Below are 15,031 nucleotides of genomic sequence, written 5' to 3'. Positions count from 1 at the left end.
TTTATTCCCTTACACCTGTTGTGATCTATCAATGTTTGAGCTCTTCCAGTTCAATTTTCAATATCCGCAGTTTGGCGTTGATCTCTACCTTGCGGTTGAATTGTTTTTCTTTGGCAAGTCTGCTGGCGGCTTTTTCAACCTCACGCTGCTTGGCTGCAATCAGTTCGACACGTGCGACCAAGTCCGCGAGACTTTCTTGTGGGCGCACAGGGGGGGGGATCAGGCGGTGAAGCATATGTTCATACAAACCGCCCAAGTCGAGAGCCAGGGGCATGGCGGCGCGCTCATAGTCACTCGGCAACCAGGCTGTCGCAAAGTAGTCACTCAAGACCCAACGGCTGCCGTCTGACTCATTCGGTCGTTTGTATGCAGCGATCACCTTTGTTCGGCCATCAAAGCTCAGCTCGAAGATGATGGGAAACTGCACCGCACCATCGATGCAACGTAAAACGTCCATATTCAGCTCCAATGTCTTGAGCTGAATTGAGAAAATCTGAAGCTCTGGTACTCCCGGCCTGGCGGGCAGGTTGATCGTTTCCGGAGCCAACTTGTATTGCCAGACGATTTGCTCCACCTGCTCGACGAACAAGTCCTTCAGCCTTGTATTAGCGCCGCTGTGTTCGTAGATCTTATTCTTTGGCAGGGTACGACCAAAGACAGCCTGCTTCGGATAGTTAATGAAGGCGGTATTCGACTCAAATCGCGCAGACTGACTCATCCGGCCTCCTGAATCACGAGGAAGGTAATCAGTTCGAAGTCGTCCAGTCCGACGATAGTATTGACCAACGCGGTGGTCTTTCCGCTACAGAAGAGGCTGTCCAGATCCTTCTCTTCCTTCACCTCGATCATTGAGCGGATGGCCTTGCCAAGCAGGTCCGAATACATATGCATCTTGCGGCCATCGGCCGTTTCCTTATTGAACAAGAGACAGGCATCTGTAATAGGCTGGGCTTGTCCCTTACAGCATGTGCGAACCAGATCCAGCAAACGTTTGACTTCGGTGTGATCGTGAATGACTTCCCCCTCGCGATTAATGTAGACGAGGTAATAAGGGTGCAGGCGGTTGTGTTGACTGACGTTGACGCTTGGATTCCGGTTGCGTAGCGTGAAGATCACACCCGGGCGTAGGCCCATCTCCGGCTTGGCAGGCACTACGGCGTGCATCCCGCTTGGCACGTTGCTCAATTCGCCATTGACCTTCACATAGTTGAGCAAGTCCATTCGGAAGTCATTGAGCCCGAGATCAGTAATCGACACTCCGGTTTTCAGGTCTTCCAGCTCAATCACTTCCTCTTGCAAACGTCGCAATTGCTCTTTGCGATAAGACACATCGTTGGCTTGGGCGCTCAGCACATTGTCATCACCAGTGGCTGTAACATCGGCAATCATCATTCGGCTCTCAACCCGTTCCTTCAGGTTGATGTATTCGTCGAGCGAGATGTCTGGCCAGTAGTTAACCAGTTGGATGCTGCTGTTGGGTGAGCCGATGCGATCCACACGGCCGAAGCGCTGGATGATGCGCACGGGATTCCAGTGGATGTCGTAGTTGATGAGGTAGTCGCAGTCCTGCAGGTTCTGACCTTCAGAGATACAATCGGTGCCGATCAACACATCTATCTCTGCCTCCTCATTTGGCAGCACGATGGCTTTCTCCTTCGAGTGCGGCGAGAAGAGGGTAAGCAGTTCCTGGAAGTCATAGCTCTTCTTGAGCGTGCTCTTCGGTGCCCCTTTGCCGGTGACTTTTGCACTGTGCAAGGTCTGTGTAGCCAGCAATTCCTGAGCCAAATTGGCATACAGATAGTCAGCGGTGTCGGCGAAGGCGGTGAAGATCAGCACCTTCTTGTTGCCGGGATTCAGAGGTGCTGCGATCTTCTCCAGAACCAGTGTCTTGAGATGCTGCAGTTTGGCATCATCGGCAGCCGTGATCTTGTTCATCGACGTCAGCAAAGCATCAATGATTTCCAGATCGACCTTCAGCTCGTGCTCCCAAGAAGGCAAGTCCATATCGGCGAGGCTGATTTTGACCTTGCCTCCGATCTCACTGTCGCCATTGATTGGCAGGTCGTCGTCCGCGTCGAGGTTTTCTAACTGGTCGGTGAGGTCATTGATTCTGCTGTCAATGCCACTGAGGCCGCCAGTCTCATTGAAAGTGCTGATCTTGCCTAGTGTATTCGTGTGGTTCGCACGCAGGGACTTGAGCGTCAAGCGGAAAGACTCAATCGAGCTTTCCAGGCGCTTGAGCAGGTTGGTCGTCATCAATGCCTGCAGGCTCTTTTCTCGGTCGACTTGTTTAAGCTTGCCTTTCCCTGCAACCTGAGTGTCATACATTTCCTCGTACTTCTTGAGCCGACTGGGCAGGATGTAGCTGATCGGCGCGTAAACAGCGAGCTTGAGTAACGACAGCTGCTCGAAAATTTCGTTGAAGCTCATCACATCCGTTCGCTGCGTGAGCGGGCTATGGAACGACAAGGGTTTGCGGCGCTCAGGGAATTGGCCGATTTCCTTGGTATCATAGAAGGTCTGAATATGCTTGCGCGAACGTGCGATGGTGACGCTGTCGAGCAATTCGAAGAAGTCGAAATCCAACGAATCCAGGATGGCCCGCGCTGTGCGCTCTTCCGATGGAAGCTTTGCCCACGCATTGAAGCTGGCCTGTGCACTACGGAAAATGTCCTCTACCGTCTTGCCGGTGCGCAGCTTCTTGCTGAGGTTTTCGGAGTCGCCTTCGTAGGCCAGTGCCAGTTGGTTGCGCAGGTCGTTGAAGCGGTTGTTCACCGGGGTGGCCGAAAGCATCAATACCTTGGTTTTCACTCCCTCCTTGATAACCTTGTTCATCAGCTTCTGGTAGCGGGTTTCCTTGTCCTTATAGGCGTCATTGTTGCGGAAGTTGTGCGACTCGTCGATGACGACAAGGTCGTAGTTGCCCCAGTTGATACGATTCAGCGGTGTGCCGAACGACTCACCGCTCGTACGGCTGAGGTCGGTATGACAAAGCACGTCGTAGTTGAACCGGTCGCGAGCAAATATGTTGGTCTTGAGGTTGCGGCTGTAGTTCAGCCAGTTGTCCGCCAGCTTCTTAGGGCATAAAACCAAAACTGACTTGTTGCGCAGTTCGTAATACTTTACCACGGCCAGCGCGGTAAAAGTCTTTCCCAAACCCACGCTGTCGGCCAAGATGCAGCCGCTGTAGCTTTCAAGTTTGTTGATGATCCCGGTAGCAGCATCTTTCTGGTAATTGAAGAGTTTGTTCCAGATGAGCGTGTCTTGATAGCCCGTGCGGTCGTTCGGCAGGACATCCTCGTTGATGTCGTCCAGAAACTCATTGAAGATATTGTAGAGCATCAGGAAGTAGATGCTCTCTGGCGAGTTTTCCTGGTAGACGGATGCAATTTGATCGCAGATCTGCGCCGTTACATCCTCCAGCTTCTCGGGGTCCTGCCAGATCTGGTTAAACAGACTGAGGTAGGTCGCCGTAAATGTCGGTTCGTCCATCTTGTTGACAAAGTTGGAGACAGCGTTGCCCTGCTGATAGCCGAGATCGACGGCGGTAAAGCCGTGCAGTGGCATGTAGGCAGTATCTGCGGCAGCAGCCTGAATGCAAGTAAACTGCTGCATCGGTGCCTTGCTGCGATTGGACTTGAATGTTGCCTTGCGCCGCATCCAGTCCGCGCACTCTTTTGCAATTGCGCGCTGGGTCAGTTTGTTACGCAACTGAATTTCGAACTCACTCCCGTACAAGCTCCGTTCGCGGTCAGCCTTCGGTATGTGGAATTCTCTGCGTTCCTTGCGAATCTTGTCGGTAACCTCGTTAGCGGTAAACGTCGGCGAGGTAAAGATGAATTGCAGCTCGTCGATTTTTTCCAGCTCTGCTTTGAGCGCTTCGAACGCGTACATCGAAAAGCAGGAAGCGGCGATCTTCAGGCGAGCACCAGGTTTGAGCGTCTGCTTTAGGTCGTCTCCGAGCAGGCGGTTGATATTGTCGATCAGTTCCATTAATAGTCAGCCTTCTTAGTGGCGCTATAGCCTGGTGCCAGTAAGGCATTTTTTACGCCGTAAATTGCGAGATGATCTTTGAGCCATAACCGGTACTCCGGTCCACGAAGGCAATGATCGGGTGAGCAGTCTACCCGCCAGCGCTGCAACATATAGCCCACCACCGCAGCGCGAACGCGCATTCTGATCGAACCATCTGTCATCCCGTAGTCCATCTTGATAATATCGGGCCGCTCAACGCTCGGGTGCGGCACTAAATCTAGCTCGACGATGCGCGTCCACTGGATGTCGTTATCCTGCCGTTCGTTGTCCTGTGGCTCCTCGTCGAGCAATGTTGGTACTTCGATGCGGGTGACGACGAAATCCCGAAACTCTCTACTCTTGCGATCAAAGGCCCGGACGTGCCAGCGCAGGCCGGTATCAACCAAGGCAAAGGGCACAATTACCCGCTCGGACTCGCCGCCGCTCATCGAGTGGTAGCGGATGGCGACAGGTCGCTTGGCGTGGATGGCTCGGCAAATCGCTGCTAACACATCCATCTTGGGGATGCACAGGGCTGCGGGGGATTCACATGGTAGCAGCGCCTGCATTGAGCCGTTCACGCCATCGCCAAAGCCGAAAGCTAGCGCAGACAGAACACGCTGCGATACGTGTTTGAACAACGGGGAAAACGCCTGCCCGATGCGATAGATCTTGTTGCTACCATCGAAGGTGATGTTATGCGGCACGATTTCCCGGTACAAAGCCAAATCGCGTGTCGCCCCTGCTGGAGCCACGCCGAAGCGCTCAATCAGATCTGGGCGACCGATCTCACCGAAGAAGTAGAGCCGAAAATCGATGTAGGCCAGCCGCTCTCGCTGGGCCACACTCAAGTCCTCAAGCCGCTTAGAAGGGGAGCTAGGCATAAATCATCACTATAGGGAAAAAATGATATTTAAGGAAGGTGCGAACAAGTTCCTGATATGAGATCATCATATTCATCCGGAGCGCATCCCAGAGGGACATCATGAGCCATCAACTCACCTTCGCCGATAGTGAATTCAGCACTAAGCGCCGTCAGACCCGAAAAGAGATTTTCCTCTCCCGCATGGAGCAGATTCTGCCATGGCAGAATATGACCGCTGTCATCGAGCCGTTTTATCCCAAGGCGGGCAATGGCCGACGGCCCTATCCGCTGGAAACCATGCTACGCATTCACTGCATGCAGCATTGGTACAACCTGAGCGATGGCGCGATGGAAGATGCTCTGTACGAAATCGCCTCCATGCGCCTGTTTGCCCGATTATCCCTGGATAGCGCCCTGCCGGATCGCACCACCATCATGAATTTCCGCCACCTGCTCGAGCAGCATCAACTGGCCCGTCAATTGTTCAAGACCATCAATCGCTGGCTGGCCGAAGCAGGCGTCATGATGACCCAAGGCACTTTGGTGGATGCCACCATCATTGAGGCACCCAGCTCTACCAAGAACAAAGAGCAGCAACGCGATCCGGAGATGCATCAGACCAAGAAAGGCAATCAGTGGCACTTTGGCATGAAGGCCCACATTGGTGTCGATGCCAAGAGTGGCCTGACCCACAGCCTGGTCACCACCGCGGCCAACGAGCATGACCTCAATCAGCTGGGTAATCTGCTTCATGGAGAGGAGCAATTTGTCTCAGCCGATGCCGGCTACCAAGGGGCGCCACAGCGCGAGGAGCTGGCCGAGGTGGATGTGGACTGGCTGATCGCCGAGCGCCCCGGCAAGGTAAGAACCTTGAAACAGCATCCACGCAAGAACAAAACGGCCATCAACATCGAATACATGAAAGCCAGCATCCGGGCCAGGGTGGAGCACCCGTTTCGCATCATCAAGCGACAGTTCGGCTTCGTGAAAGCCAGATACAAGGGGCTGCTGAAAAACGATAACCAACTGGCGATGTTATTCACCCTGGCCAACCTGTTTCGGGTGGACCAAATGATACGTCAGTGGGAGAGATCTCAGTAAAAACCGGAAATAACGCCAGAAATGGTGGAAAAAATAGCCTAAATAGGCTGATTCGATGTATTTGCGGGAAAAAAATCGGCCCAGATCCGCGAAATTTTAATCAGCGAGTCAGCTTGGGAAGAAATGACCTGCTTATTCGCACCTTCCTTAATACGGTAATCCATAAAGTGCCATGATTATAATCAAATTGATGACAATCAGCATTAATACTTATGTAACAGCAAGAATTTATGTCTTGAATGTAGGCAGTCATCGTATGGGTTGATGTTTCTATACCGTTAAATTGATGCCATCCAACTATAAAACCTTGCTGCCCAAGGCCCTATAGCCCCCTCAGGCAATTTGCCCTTATCCACTATTTTGGTATTGGGATGAGGGATACCAGAATAACCTAACGACTCAGGGACCGGGATCACAGGCGGCTGTGGCTCGTCGCTTACCTTAATTCAAATTATTTTCAGATAGATATCATTCTTCTGAACATACCCGATTAACGGCAGAATCTCACGATTCTGCCGTTTTTGTATTATTTTTCAGAGGAGTAGTAATGAACAATTCTGAAGGTTTGAAGTCGTTTCACCAATCGCTTTCTGGTCTGCCACAGTGGGCATCAGAGCGGATTCTGCAGCAAATAAACCAGTTAACCGACTACGAGCCAGTGATCGGCATTCTGGGTAAAACCGGCGCGGGAAAGAGTAGCCTTTGCAATGCCTTGTTTGTCGGCGAAGTATCGCCGGTCAGCGATGTGGCGGCCTGCACCCGTGAACCTTTACGCTTTCGTCTGCTGGTTGGCGACCGCCATATGACGCTGGTGGACCTGCCCGGTGTGGGCGAAAGTGGCGCTCGCGATAACGAATATGCTGCGCTGTATCGCGAACAGCTTCCCCGGCTTGACCTGGTGCTGTGGCTGATTAAGGCCGATGACCGGGCGCTGGCAGTGGATGAACACTTTTATCATCAAGTGATTGGGGAGGCATACCGGCATAAGGTGCTGTTTGTTATCAGCCAGTCGGATAAGGTCGAGCCCACCAGCGGTGGGGGGCCATTGTCCAAAGAGCAGAAGCAGAATATCAGCCGTAAAATCTGTCTGCTGCATGAGCTGTTCCAGCCCGTACATCCAGTGTGTGCCGTGTCGGTCCGTCTTCAGTGGGGACTGCGGGTGATGGCCGAGCGAATGATTAAGTGCCTGCCACGTGAGGCCACCAGCCCGGTGGTGTCGCAACTCCAGCCTTCCTTTCGCACGACGGTAGTCCGGGAACAGGCGCGTAGCGATTTTGGTGAAACCGTCGGTGCTGTACTCGATAGCATCAGTGCCTTTCCCCTGATACCCGCCCCGGTGCGGGCCGTCATTCAGGCCGTGCGCACCACCGTGGTGTCAGTGGCCCGTGCCGTCTGGGATTTCTTCTTCTGAGTATTTAACCCATCCCTGTTATTTCCCTAACCCTGTCGCCGATGCGACGGGGATTTCTTTTATTTGTTTTCCCATTATGAGGAGTCTGCTTATGACCCGTCTGGCTTCGCGCTTTGGCGCAGCAAACCTTATCCGTCGCGACCGCCCGTTAACCCGTGAGGAGCTGTTTCGCGTGGTGCCCAGTGTGTTCAGCGAGGACAAACATGAATCCCGCAGTGAGCGTTATACCTATATACCTACCATCTCCCTGCTCGACAGCTTACAGCGAGAAGGCTTCCAGCCATTCTTTGCCTGTCAGACCCGGGTACGTGACCCGGGTCGTCGTGAACATACGAAACACATGCTGCGCCTTCGTCGGGAGGGGCAGATTACCGGTAAGCAGGTGCCGGAAATCATTTTGCTGAATTCACATGATGGCACCAGTTCGTACCAGATGTTGCCGGGACTATTTCGCGCAGTTTGTCAGAACGGGCTCGTCTGTGGTGAGTCGTTTGGCGAGGTGCGGGTGCCGCACAAGGGGGACGTGGTGAGTCAGGTAATTGAAGGCGCGTATGAGGTACTGGGCATTTTTGACCGTGTGGAAGAGAAGCGTGATGCGATGCAGTCGCTGATGCTGTCGCCCCCTGCACAACAGGCGCTGGCACAGGCTGCACTGACGTACCGTTTCGGGGAAGACCACCAGCCGGTTGCACCGTCACAGGTGCTTTCTCCGCGCCGCTGGCAGGATGAAAGTAACGACTTGTGGACCACGTATCAGCGTATTCAGGAGAACCTGATTAAAGGCGGGCTCAGTGGCCGGAGTGCGAAAGGCGGACGAACGCATACCCGTGCGGTGCACGGCATTGACGGTGATGTGAAGCTTAACCGGGCACTGTGGGTGATGGCGGAAGCCATGCTCAGTGGTTTCCGGCCTGCGTGAGTTCACATTTTACCTCTGGCATGGTTATGAAAATGTGAATAAATGACACACCCTGTCATTTCGGGTGCACAGAACTTGCCGGTTAAATCATCCGAAATCCGCGCAGGCTTGATAATCACAGGCTTCATGTACTTCCCAAAATAGTTCCCGCCGTGGACATATCCTGTCAACGCCCTCCTTTAGAATCTTATTTCTTTCAGTCAGTTAACAATACGGAGGAACCACCATGCCACTGACAGAGCGCCGCTACGACAGGCTGGCGGTCAGACTGTCGCTGATTATCAGCCGTCTTGTGGCGGGTGAAACGTTAGAGATGCAAAAACTGGCGACCGAGTTTGATGTGTCGGTCCGTACCCTGTACCGGGATTTTCGCGAACGACTGATGTACCTGGACCTCGAATGTCATCAGGGATGCTATCGCCTGCGGACCGGTGCAGGTCCGCAGGGTGAACTGGATGTGCTGACTTTTGCATACCGGGCCGGGCTGGCCGATATCTTTCCGGGGCTGGACCGGCGTCTGGCGGGCGCACTGCTGGCATCGGATGGAACCCCTTGCCTGGTGTGGCAGTCACCACAGCCGATAACGACCACCAGCCCGCTGGTATTTTATCGACTGGTCAGCGCCATCACCGGCAGCCAGCGTGTATTGCTGCTCGCGGACGGTGAACGTTGTGACGGACTGGCCCCGTACCGTCTGATATTTCTCGACGGCTGCTGGTACCTCACCGGTGAACTTAACGGGCATATAACCGTGCATCCTCTGGCGACCATCCATGCAGTGACAATCCTGAACACCACTTTTACCCCTCGAAAACGACTCAGCCTGTTAACCACTCAGGCAGGCTTTATCCGGGCACTTCCTCACTTCAGCTGTATCCGTGAAGTTTTGTCACAGGCTGCCGATAACGGGGGATCGGGATGAGCTTTGGTTTAATGACCTCTGTTAACAAGGAAAAACAATGATATGGTATTACGAGATAAATGGCGTACGTCACGACAATGTGACCGAAGACGACATCACCGGCCTGATTGTTCACGGTGAACTGACTGCCGCCACTCTGGTTTGGCGACAGGGAATGACGGAGTGGCAACCGGTCTCCGCCACCCCACTAGCTTCGGTGCTACTTCAGAGCGCCATACGCGAGCATACGCCCACAGCCCCTGACGCATCAGGGGTTTTATAAGGAGTCTTATAATGAAAAGAAAATCTTTCTCTGCAAATGTGAAATGGAGTTGGTTGGCATTGTCTGTGGCACTGATGGCCCCGACTGTAGTCCAGGCAACCGCAAAAACGGCGGTAGAAGCCAAGAACTGTCAGTCAGAAAACAATACCTGCCCATATCCTTTCGACCTGTACAAAACCGACCCAGCGTACAAAAAGTCGTTTGATGAGACCATGAATCAGAATGGTTTACCGGCGATGCTCGACGAGATGAATGGTCCAGCGGGTCCGATGGAACCAGTAAAAATTGACGGTAAAGTCTACCTGAAAGGTTTTATGTGTGAAGACGGTAACTGTGGTAACCACAATCTGACATTCTTGTACCAGCCTGACCTCAATAACTTCGTGGGCTTCTACAGCAACGGTAAAGATGGGCAGTGGGTTAACACCCCAAGTGATGGTGAGTTGAAAGTTTTACGTGCATTAGTCAATGGGACTGCGGAACCAACACACACGCCAACCGCCACTACCACGTCCAATGATGCACCACCAGCGAATACCATCTGGGAATTTACCGGGGGTAACGGTGACACTCTGTGGAACATGTGCGGCGGTAAACATAACAGTTGTGTGATTGTTGGTAATACCAAACACGTGGCCGCCGTGTTAAATCACAAATCTGCAAGTGGGTGTTCATTAGGTGATTTTTACATCATTGACAAGGATGACCGTTCCTGGCAACAGCGAGATACTGGAACCTGTAGTCCAAATGCCTGGGTGCGCAAAGGCTCCATTAAAGGTGGTCAATATCTGTCTGTTGACATCGGCGTCGGTGATGAAACTGTTATCCAGTACCCTATCGGTTACTGGTCAGACATGAAAGAGTTTTCCGGCCCGAACCGACCATCCTGGGAAAAAGCAAAACAAGCTGCTAAGCAGTAGTGTTATCGTTACGACACGAAACATACCCTATTTTTCCTTCCTCTCTTTCAGTCCCCTGTCGCTTTTGCGACAGGGGATTTTGCTTTTAAGGTACACCGAATGTCTGAACCTAAATGGTTACCACCGGGACCTTTCATCCGACAGCAGGCCGAAGCGATTACCCGCCGATATCACAACATCGCCATTGAAGACGACCAGGACAGTCACTTCCGTCTGGTGGTTCGCGACCCCGAAGGCCGGATGGTCTGGCGGGCGTGGAACTTTGAACCGGATGCCGGTACGGCCCTCAACCGGTATATCGGGCAGGATGGCATTTGCAGAGCATTATCCACCGACTGACTGCAGTCATTTTTCAGACCCTGATTACCCCACCTCATACGCCAGCCATCGCCGCTGGCGTTTTTTATTGACGGAGAAACCCTATGACAACACAGACACAGCACGAGTTTGTTCCCGCTAACGAACCGCAGTTCACCCTCAGTGCCACGCTGGTACCCGACGAACAGCGTATCAACTTCTGGCCACTGCACTTTGGCGCTATCCCGCAGTGGATAACGCTGGAACCCCGTATTTTCGCCTGGATGGATCGCTTCTGTTCGACCTACAGCGGTGGTATCTGGTCCTTTTACACCCTCAGCAATGGCGGGGCGTTTATGGCTCCCGAGTCTGACAATGATGAGATATGGCGTCTGTTTAATTGCCTGAACGGCAACGATGCCCAAATGAGTGCAGAAGCCGCAGGTATTGCTGTCTGCCTGATTGCGTACAGCCATCACGCCTGTCGCACCCAATGCGATGCCATGACTGAACACTATTACCGCCTGCGGGACTACGCCCTGCAGCATCCAGAGGCCCACGCCATTCTGCGCATTATCGACTGACCGAAGGAGCAACAGATGAAACAGCTTTCCTTTTTACCCGGCGAGATGACGCCACAGGACCGGCGTCTCATTCAGCGGGCGCTCAGGGCTCTGGACCGCCACCTGCATGAGCCCGGCGTGGCCTTCACCTCTACCCACGCCGTACGTGAATGGCTGCGACTGCATATGGCCGCGCTTGAGCGGGAAGAGTTCCGTGTGTTGTATCTGGACAACCAGAATCAGTTGATTGCCCATGAGACGCTCTTCACAGGCACGATTAACCGTACCGAGGTGCATCCCCGGGAAGTGGTAAAACGTGCCCTATACTTCAACGCGGCGGCGGTGATACTCGCGCACAACCATCCCTCTGGTGAGACAACACCCAGCCAGGCTGACAAAACCCTCACGCAGCGACTGGTGCAGGTGCTTCAGCTGGTGGATATCCGCGTCCCTGACCACTTGATTGTCGGCGGCAGGCAAATCTATTCGTTCGCAGAACACGGTCTGCTGTGAGGTATGACATGAAAATTATCAGTAAACGCCGGGCAATGACGATATACCGCCAGCATCCTGAGTCCCGAATCTTTCGCTACTGCACCGGAAAATATCAGTGGCACGGTAGCGTCTGCCATTACACCGGCAGGGACGTTCCGGATATCACAGGAGTCCTGGCTGTGTACGCCGAACGCCGCCAGGACCGCAACGGGCCTTATGCCTGCCTGATGAGCATCACCCTAAACTGACAATAGTGGAGAACTGTAATGAGCAACATCACTTGGGGCTTGCAGCGCGATATCACGCCGCGCCTGGGAACACGTCTGGTGCAGGAGGGCAACCGGCTGCACTACCTAGCTGACCGGGCCAGTATCACCGGTAAGTTCAGTGACGCCGAATGCCAGAAGCTGGATGAAACATTCCCGCACTTTATCCGCCAGATGGAATCGATGCTGACCACCGGTGAACTCAGCCCCCATCATGCCCACTGCGTCACCCTGTATCACAACGGTTTTACCTGCGAAGCCGACACCCTTGGCAGTTGCGGCTACATATACATCGCCATTTACCTCACTCAGCGTTAATTACCTTCACGAGAGCAAATATGAAAACTTTACCTGCAACAACTCAGCGGGCGGTGAAGCACTGCCTGTCACCCGTGGCTGTCTGGCAAATGTTACTGACACGTTTGCTGGAACAGCACTATGGCCTGACACTGAATGACACGCCATTCAGTGATGAAACTGTGATTAAGGAACATATCGATGCCGGTATCTCTTTAGCCGATGCCGTTAATTTTCTGGTGGAAAAATACGAACTGGTTCGCATCGATCGTAAGGGGTTTAGCTGGCAAGAACAGTCGCCTTTTATTACTGCTGTAGACATTCTAAAAGCCAGACGGGCTATGAGGGAAATGAGAACTTAAGTAGTGTCAGTTTTCTTTCCGCAACCCACCTCTTTACTGAGCAAAAAGGGGTGAAAAAATTTTTAGGCACCTATATAGGCACCAAAGAAAAGTTGAATTAGAAGTTAGCTAATTTATTTCAATTAATTACAGCACCAATTCAGACTCCGCCAGCCCACCAAAATTCTCCATCGGTGATTACCAGAGTCATCCGATGAAGTCCTAAGAGCCCGCACGGCGCAAGCCCTGCGGGCTTTTTTGTGTCTGTCGCTTCCAGGAATAACCCGCCAGAAGCCCATAAAATCGGTACCCGCAATGCAGCGGTCTACCGAACGTGCACCCATGATAAAAGGGAGCCAGACCAAGCGCGCATCACCGCCTTTTCACCAGCAATGCGCTCCTGTGCGCGTCAGTCACCTGCCCATCGCGCACAGCCTGCATTTGCTTAATAACTCCAGCGCCGCCTGCAGCATGGTCATCAGGCGTTACGACCCGCCATCACGCCGCCATCGATATCCCAGATAGCACCGGTGACCCACTCAGTCTTATCAGAGAGCAGGAAGGCAATAGTTTCAGCAATATCCTCCGGCGTTCCCACGCGGCCAATCGGGTGGAAGCTGTCGAAGCTATTCATCACATTCTTCACGTCAGCTTTCGCAATAAAACCTTCATAAATTGGCGTGTGAACAACCGCCGGAGAGACGGCATTGACGCGGATGCCTTTCCCTCCCAGCTCAATGGCCAGGTTTTTAGTCAACGCATGCAGGCCCGCTTTCGCCATAGAGTAGGCTGAAGACGGGGTAGCACCGATAGCCTGCTGCGCCCACATAGAGCCGATGTTAACGATGGAGCCTTTCAAACCGCCGTCAACCATATTACGCACCACATCGCGGGTGATGAAGAAGGTCGCGCGGTTGATACTCATATACTTATCGTAATCAGACATGTCATGTTCGGTGAACGCTTTCGGAAAGAACACGCCAGCCGCGTTGACCAACAAATTGATATCTTTATGTTCAGCGTTAATGGTCTTCATCACTTGCTGCATTCCGTCTTCTTTCATCAGGTCTGCAACGATGATGGAAACCTGCCCATCAGCGGCCAGCGCCCGGCGAGCCTGCTCGGCTTTATCCTGACGATGGCCGATCAGTACCACGCTGCCACCATTTTTCAGGATCAGCCTCGCCGTTTCGAACCCCATACCACTCGTCCCGCCAACCACTAACAGTTTTTTACCGGCAAAAGATGCGTTCATCGCTAACCTCGTTCAAATCATCTGGTTGTCATTGATGAAGAGCGCTGCTTTTCATCGTGTGGCAGCAGAATGTCACCCAGAGCGGTGATTGACGACTGAGAAGAAATAACGGCACAGAAAAGAAAATCTTTCTTGGCGGCGTATACTGAAGAAAATAATCAATCAGGACAGAGGTCATGCGATCGCTTAACCGACTGAAATGGCTGCACGCCTTTGAAGCCACCGCTCGGCACGGCAGCTTTACCGGCGCAGCACAGGAACTGGGCGTCACATCTGCGGCCGTAGGCCAGCTTGTTCGCTCGCTGGAAGACTGGGTTGGGCATCCGCTGCTTCACCGTACCCGTTCAGGTAAGGAGCGTCTGACGCTGGTGGATGAAGCGCAGGACGCCTTACAGGACATTACCCAAGGGCTTGATAAGCTGGAGTCCGGATTAAATAAACTACGTGGGCGGCGGGCTCGTTCTGTTGTTGTCGTAACCGCCTCACAGGTGCTGATGATGAACTGGCTGATGGAACGGCTGAATCGCTTTTCTGAAACCCATGAAAGCATTGACCTACGGCTCAACGTCACCGAAAAGCTCATGGACGTGTCACACGGCGAAGCCGATATAGGCATTCGCTGCGGTCAGGGAGACTGGCCGGGCGTGAATAAAACCTGGCTAATGGACGAAGAAGCGGTGCTGGTCTGCAGCCCGCGCCTGGTACCCGCGGAGAAAACCACCTGCGGTGAATGGCTCGCCGCGCAGAAACTGATCCATGATGACACGCCGCACCCCGGCGCGCATTTTCCCTCATGGGATGATGTCCTCAGCGCGGTCGGCGCGCCCGCGGCCCATGAAAACGGCTTGCACATCAATTCCACAGCCGCCGTCGTTTTGTCGGCCCTGAGCGGACGTGGAGTGGCAATTGTACGATACGCGCTGGTGAAGCAGCTTATCGCAACCGAACAACTGGTCCTGCTGCACCCCAGGCATCGCTGGCCGCTCACATGGTCCTATTATCTGGTGACCCCGCAACATCACACCATGCGGCATGAAGTAAAAATATTCCATGACTGGCTGGTCCAGGACGTGATCGCCGAAAAGGCTTAATCCCCTACTCAA

Annotated in this window: 17 protein-coding genes and 1 pseudogene; 14 read left to right on the top strand and 4 right to left on the bottom strand. The window is 53.2% G+C overall.

The features are described from left to right. Positions 1-28 precede the first annotated feature (28 nt). Genes H7R56_RS06080 through H7R56_RS06070 form a run of 3 tightly spaced genes read right to left on the bottom strand, consistent with a single transcriptional unit; the run spans position 29 to position 4,898 of the window. Complete coding sequence (locus tag H7R56_RS06080; RefSeq protein WP_151237136.1) at positions 29-718, bottom strand: DUF4391 domain-containing protein; 690 nt, start codon at positions 716-718, stop codon at positions 29-31. Continuing rightward, positions 715-3,993, bottom strand: coding sequence for a helicase-related protein (locus tag H7R56_RS06075; protein WP_182928549.1), 3,279 nt, complete (start codon positions 3,991-3,993; stop codon positions 715-717). The genes H7R56_RS06080 and H7R56_RS06075 overlap by 4 nt, the downstream gene beginning before the upstream one ends. Continuing rightward, positions 3,993-4,898, bottom strand: coding sequence for a helix-turn-helix transcriptional regulator (locus H7R56_RS06070; protein WP_049015599.1), 906 nt, complete (start codon positions 4,896-4,898; stop codon positions 3,993-3,995). The genes H7R56_RS06075 and H7R56_RS06070 overlap by 1 nt, the downstream gene beginning before the upstream one ends. Before the next feature lie 101 nt (positions 4,899-4,999). Here H7R56_RS06070 and H7R56_RS06065 point away from each other — a divergent pair, with 101 nt between their 5' ends. From H7R56_RS06065 to H7R56_RS06010, 13 genes and pseudogenes are all read left to right on the top strand, one after another. After that, the gene (locus H7R56_RS06065; protein ID WP_033544729.1) at positions 5,000-5,980 is read left to right on the top strand and encodes an IS5-like element ISKpn26 family transposase; all 981 of its coding nucleotides are present in this window, start codon (positions 5,000-5,002) and stop codon (positions 5,978-5,980) included. Beyond that, positions 5,962-6,156 (top strand): hypothetical protein, encoded by a 195-nt coding sequence (locus H7R56_RS27915; protein WP_320108820.1) that lies wholly within the window; start codon positions 5,962-5,964, stop codon positions 6,154-6,156. The genes H7R56_RS06065 and H7R56_RS27915 overlap by 19 nt, the downstream gene beginning before the upstream one ends. A gap of 371 nt (positions 6,157-6,527) precedes the next feature. Continuing rightward, a complete protein-coding gene (locus H7R56_RS06060; RefSeq protein WP_049015602.1) occupies positions 6,528-7,391 on the top strand; it encodes a GTPase family protein in 864 nt (287 codons plus the stop codon). A 91-nt stretch (positions 7,392-7,482) separates the two neighbouring features. Continuing rightward, positions 7,483-8,310, top strand: coding sequence for a DUF932 domain-containing protein (locus tag H7R56_RS06055; RefSeq protein WP_182928548.1), 828 nt, complete (start codon positions 7,483-7,485; stop codon positions 8,308-8,310). 226 nt (positions 8,311-8,536) lie between these two features. Continuing rightward, positions 8,537-9,232: a hypothetical protein gene (locus tag H7R56_RS06050; RefSeq protein WP_054626378.1), complete on the top strand. Its 696-nt coding sequence runs from the start codon at positions 8,537-8,539 to the stop codon at positions 9,230-9,232. A gap of 37 nt (positions 9,233-9,269) precedes the next feature. Beyond that, positions 9,270-9,491 (top strand): annotated as a pseudogene (locus H7R56_RS06045) (DUF4339 domain-containing protein); the annotation flags it as partial. A 14-nt stretch (positions 9,492-9,505) separates the two neighbouring features. Continuing rightward, positions 9,506-10,414, top strand: a complete 909-nt coding sequence (locus H7R56_RS06040) for an Ivy family c-type lysozyme inhibitor (protein WP_182928547.1) — start codon at positions 9,506-9,508, stop codon at positions 10,412-10,414. A gap of 99 nt (positions 10,415-10,513) precedes the next feature. Beyond that, a complete protein-coding gene (locus H7R56_RS06035; protein ID WP_054626379.1) occupies positions 10,514-10,753 on the top strand; it encodes a DUF905 domain-containing protein in 240 nt (79 codons plus the stop codon). A gap of 83 nt (positions 10,754-10,836) precedes the next feature. Then, complete coding sequence (locus H7R56_RS06030; RefSeq protein ID WP_128347215.1) at positions 10,837-11,295, top strand: antirestriction protein; 459 nt, start codon at positions 10,837-10,839, stop codon at positions 11,293-11,295. 15 nt (positions 11,296-11,310) lie between these two features. Next, on the top strand, positions 11,311-11,787 hold the full coding sequence (locus tag H7R56_RS06025; protein WP_046495838.1) for a JAB domain-containing protein: 477 nt from the start codon (positions 11,311-11,313) through the stop codon (positions 11,785-11,787). A gap of 8 nt (positions 11,788-11,795) precedes the next feature. Next, positions 11,796-12,017: a DUF987 domain-containing protein gene (locus H7R56_RS06020; RefSeq protein ID WP_000691995.1), complete on the top strand. Its 222-nt coding sequence runs from the start codon at positions 11,796-11,798 to the stop codon at positions 12,015-12,017. 18 nt (positions 12,018-12,035) lie between these two features. Beyond that, a complete protein-coding gene (locus tag H7R56_RS06015) occupies positions 12,036-12,353 on the top strand; it encodes a type IV toxin-antitoxin system YeeU family antitoxin (protein WP_182928546.1) in 318 nt (105 codons plus the stop codon). A gap of 20 nt (positions 12,354-12,373) precedes the next feature. Continuing rightward, positions 12,374-12,694, top strand: a complete 321-nt coding sequence (locus H7R56_RS06010) for a TA system toxin CbtA family protein (RefSeq protein WP_181541707.1) — start codon at positions 12,374-12,376, stop codon at positions 12,692-12,694. A gap of 457 nt (positions 12,695-13,151) precedes the next feature. Here H7R56_RS06010 and H7R56_RS06005 read toward each other — a convergent pair whose 3' ends face one another. Further along, entirely contained in the window at positions 13,152-13,928 is a 777-nt protein-coding gene (locus H7R56_RS06005; RefSeq protein ID WP_106928382.1) for an SDR family NAD(P)-dependent oxidoreductase, read from the bottom strand. Between the two features lie 176 nt (positions 13,929-14,104). On the opposite strand from H7R56_RS06005, the gene H7R56_RS06000 reads away from it, so the two are divergent. Next, positions 14,105-15,019 carry a LysR substrate-binding domain-containing protein gene (locus H7R56_RS06000; protein ID WP_106928381.1) on the top strand — a complete coding sequence of 305 codons (915 nt, stop codon included), beginning with the start codon at positions 14,105-14,107 and terminating at the stop codon, positions 15,017-15,019. The last annotated feature ends 12 nt before the right edge of the window (positions 15,020-15,031 follow it).

Source organism: Klebsiella sp. WP3-W18-ESBL-02, assembly GCF_014168815.1.
GTDB classification, from domain to species: Bacteria; Pseudomonadota; Gammaproteobacteria; order Enterobacterales; family Enterobacteriaceae; genus Kluyvera; species Kluyvera ascorbata_B.
Note: the sequence above shows the minus strand (reverse complement) of the source record. Positions and strands in the feature narration are given on the sequence as shown.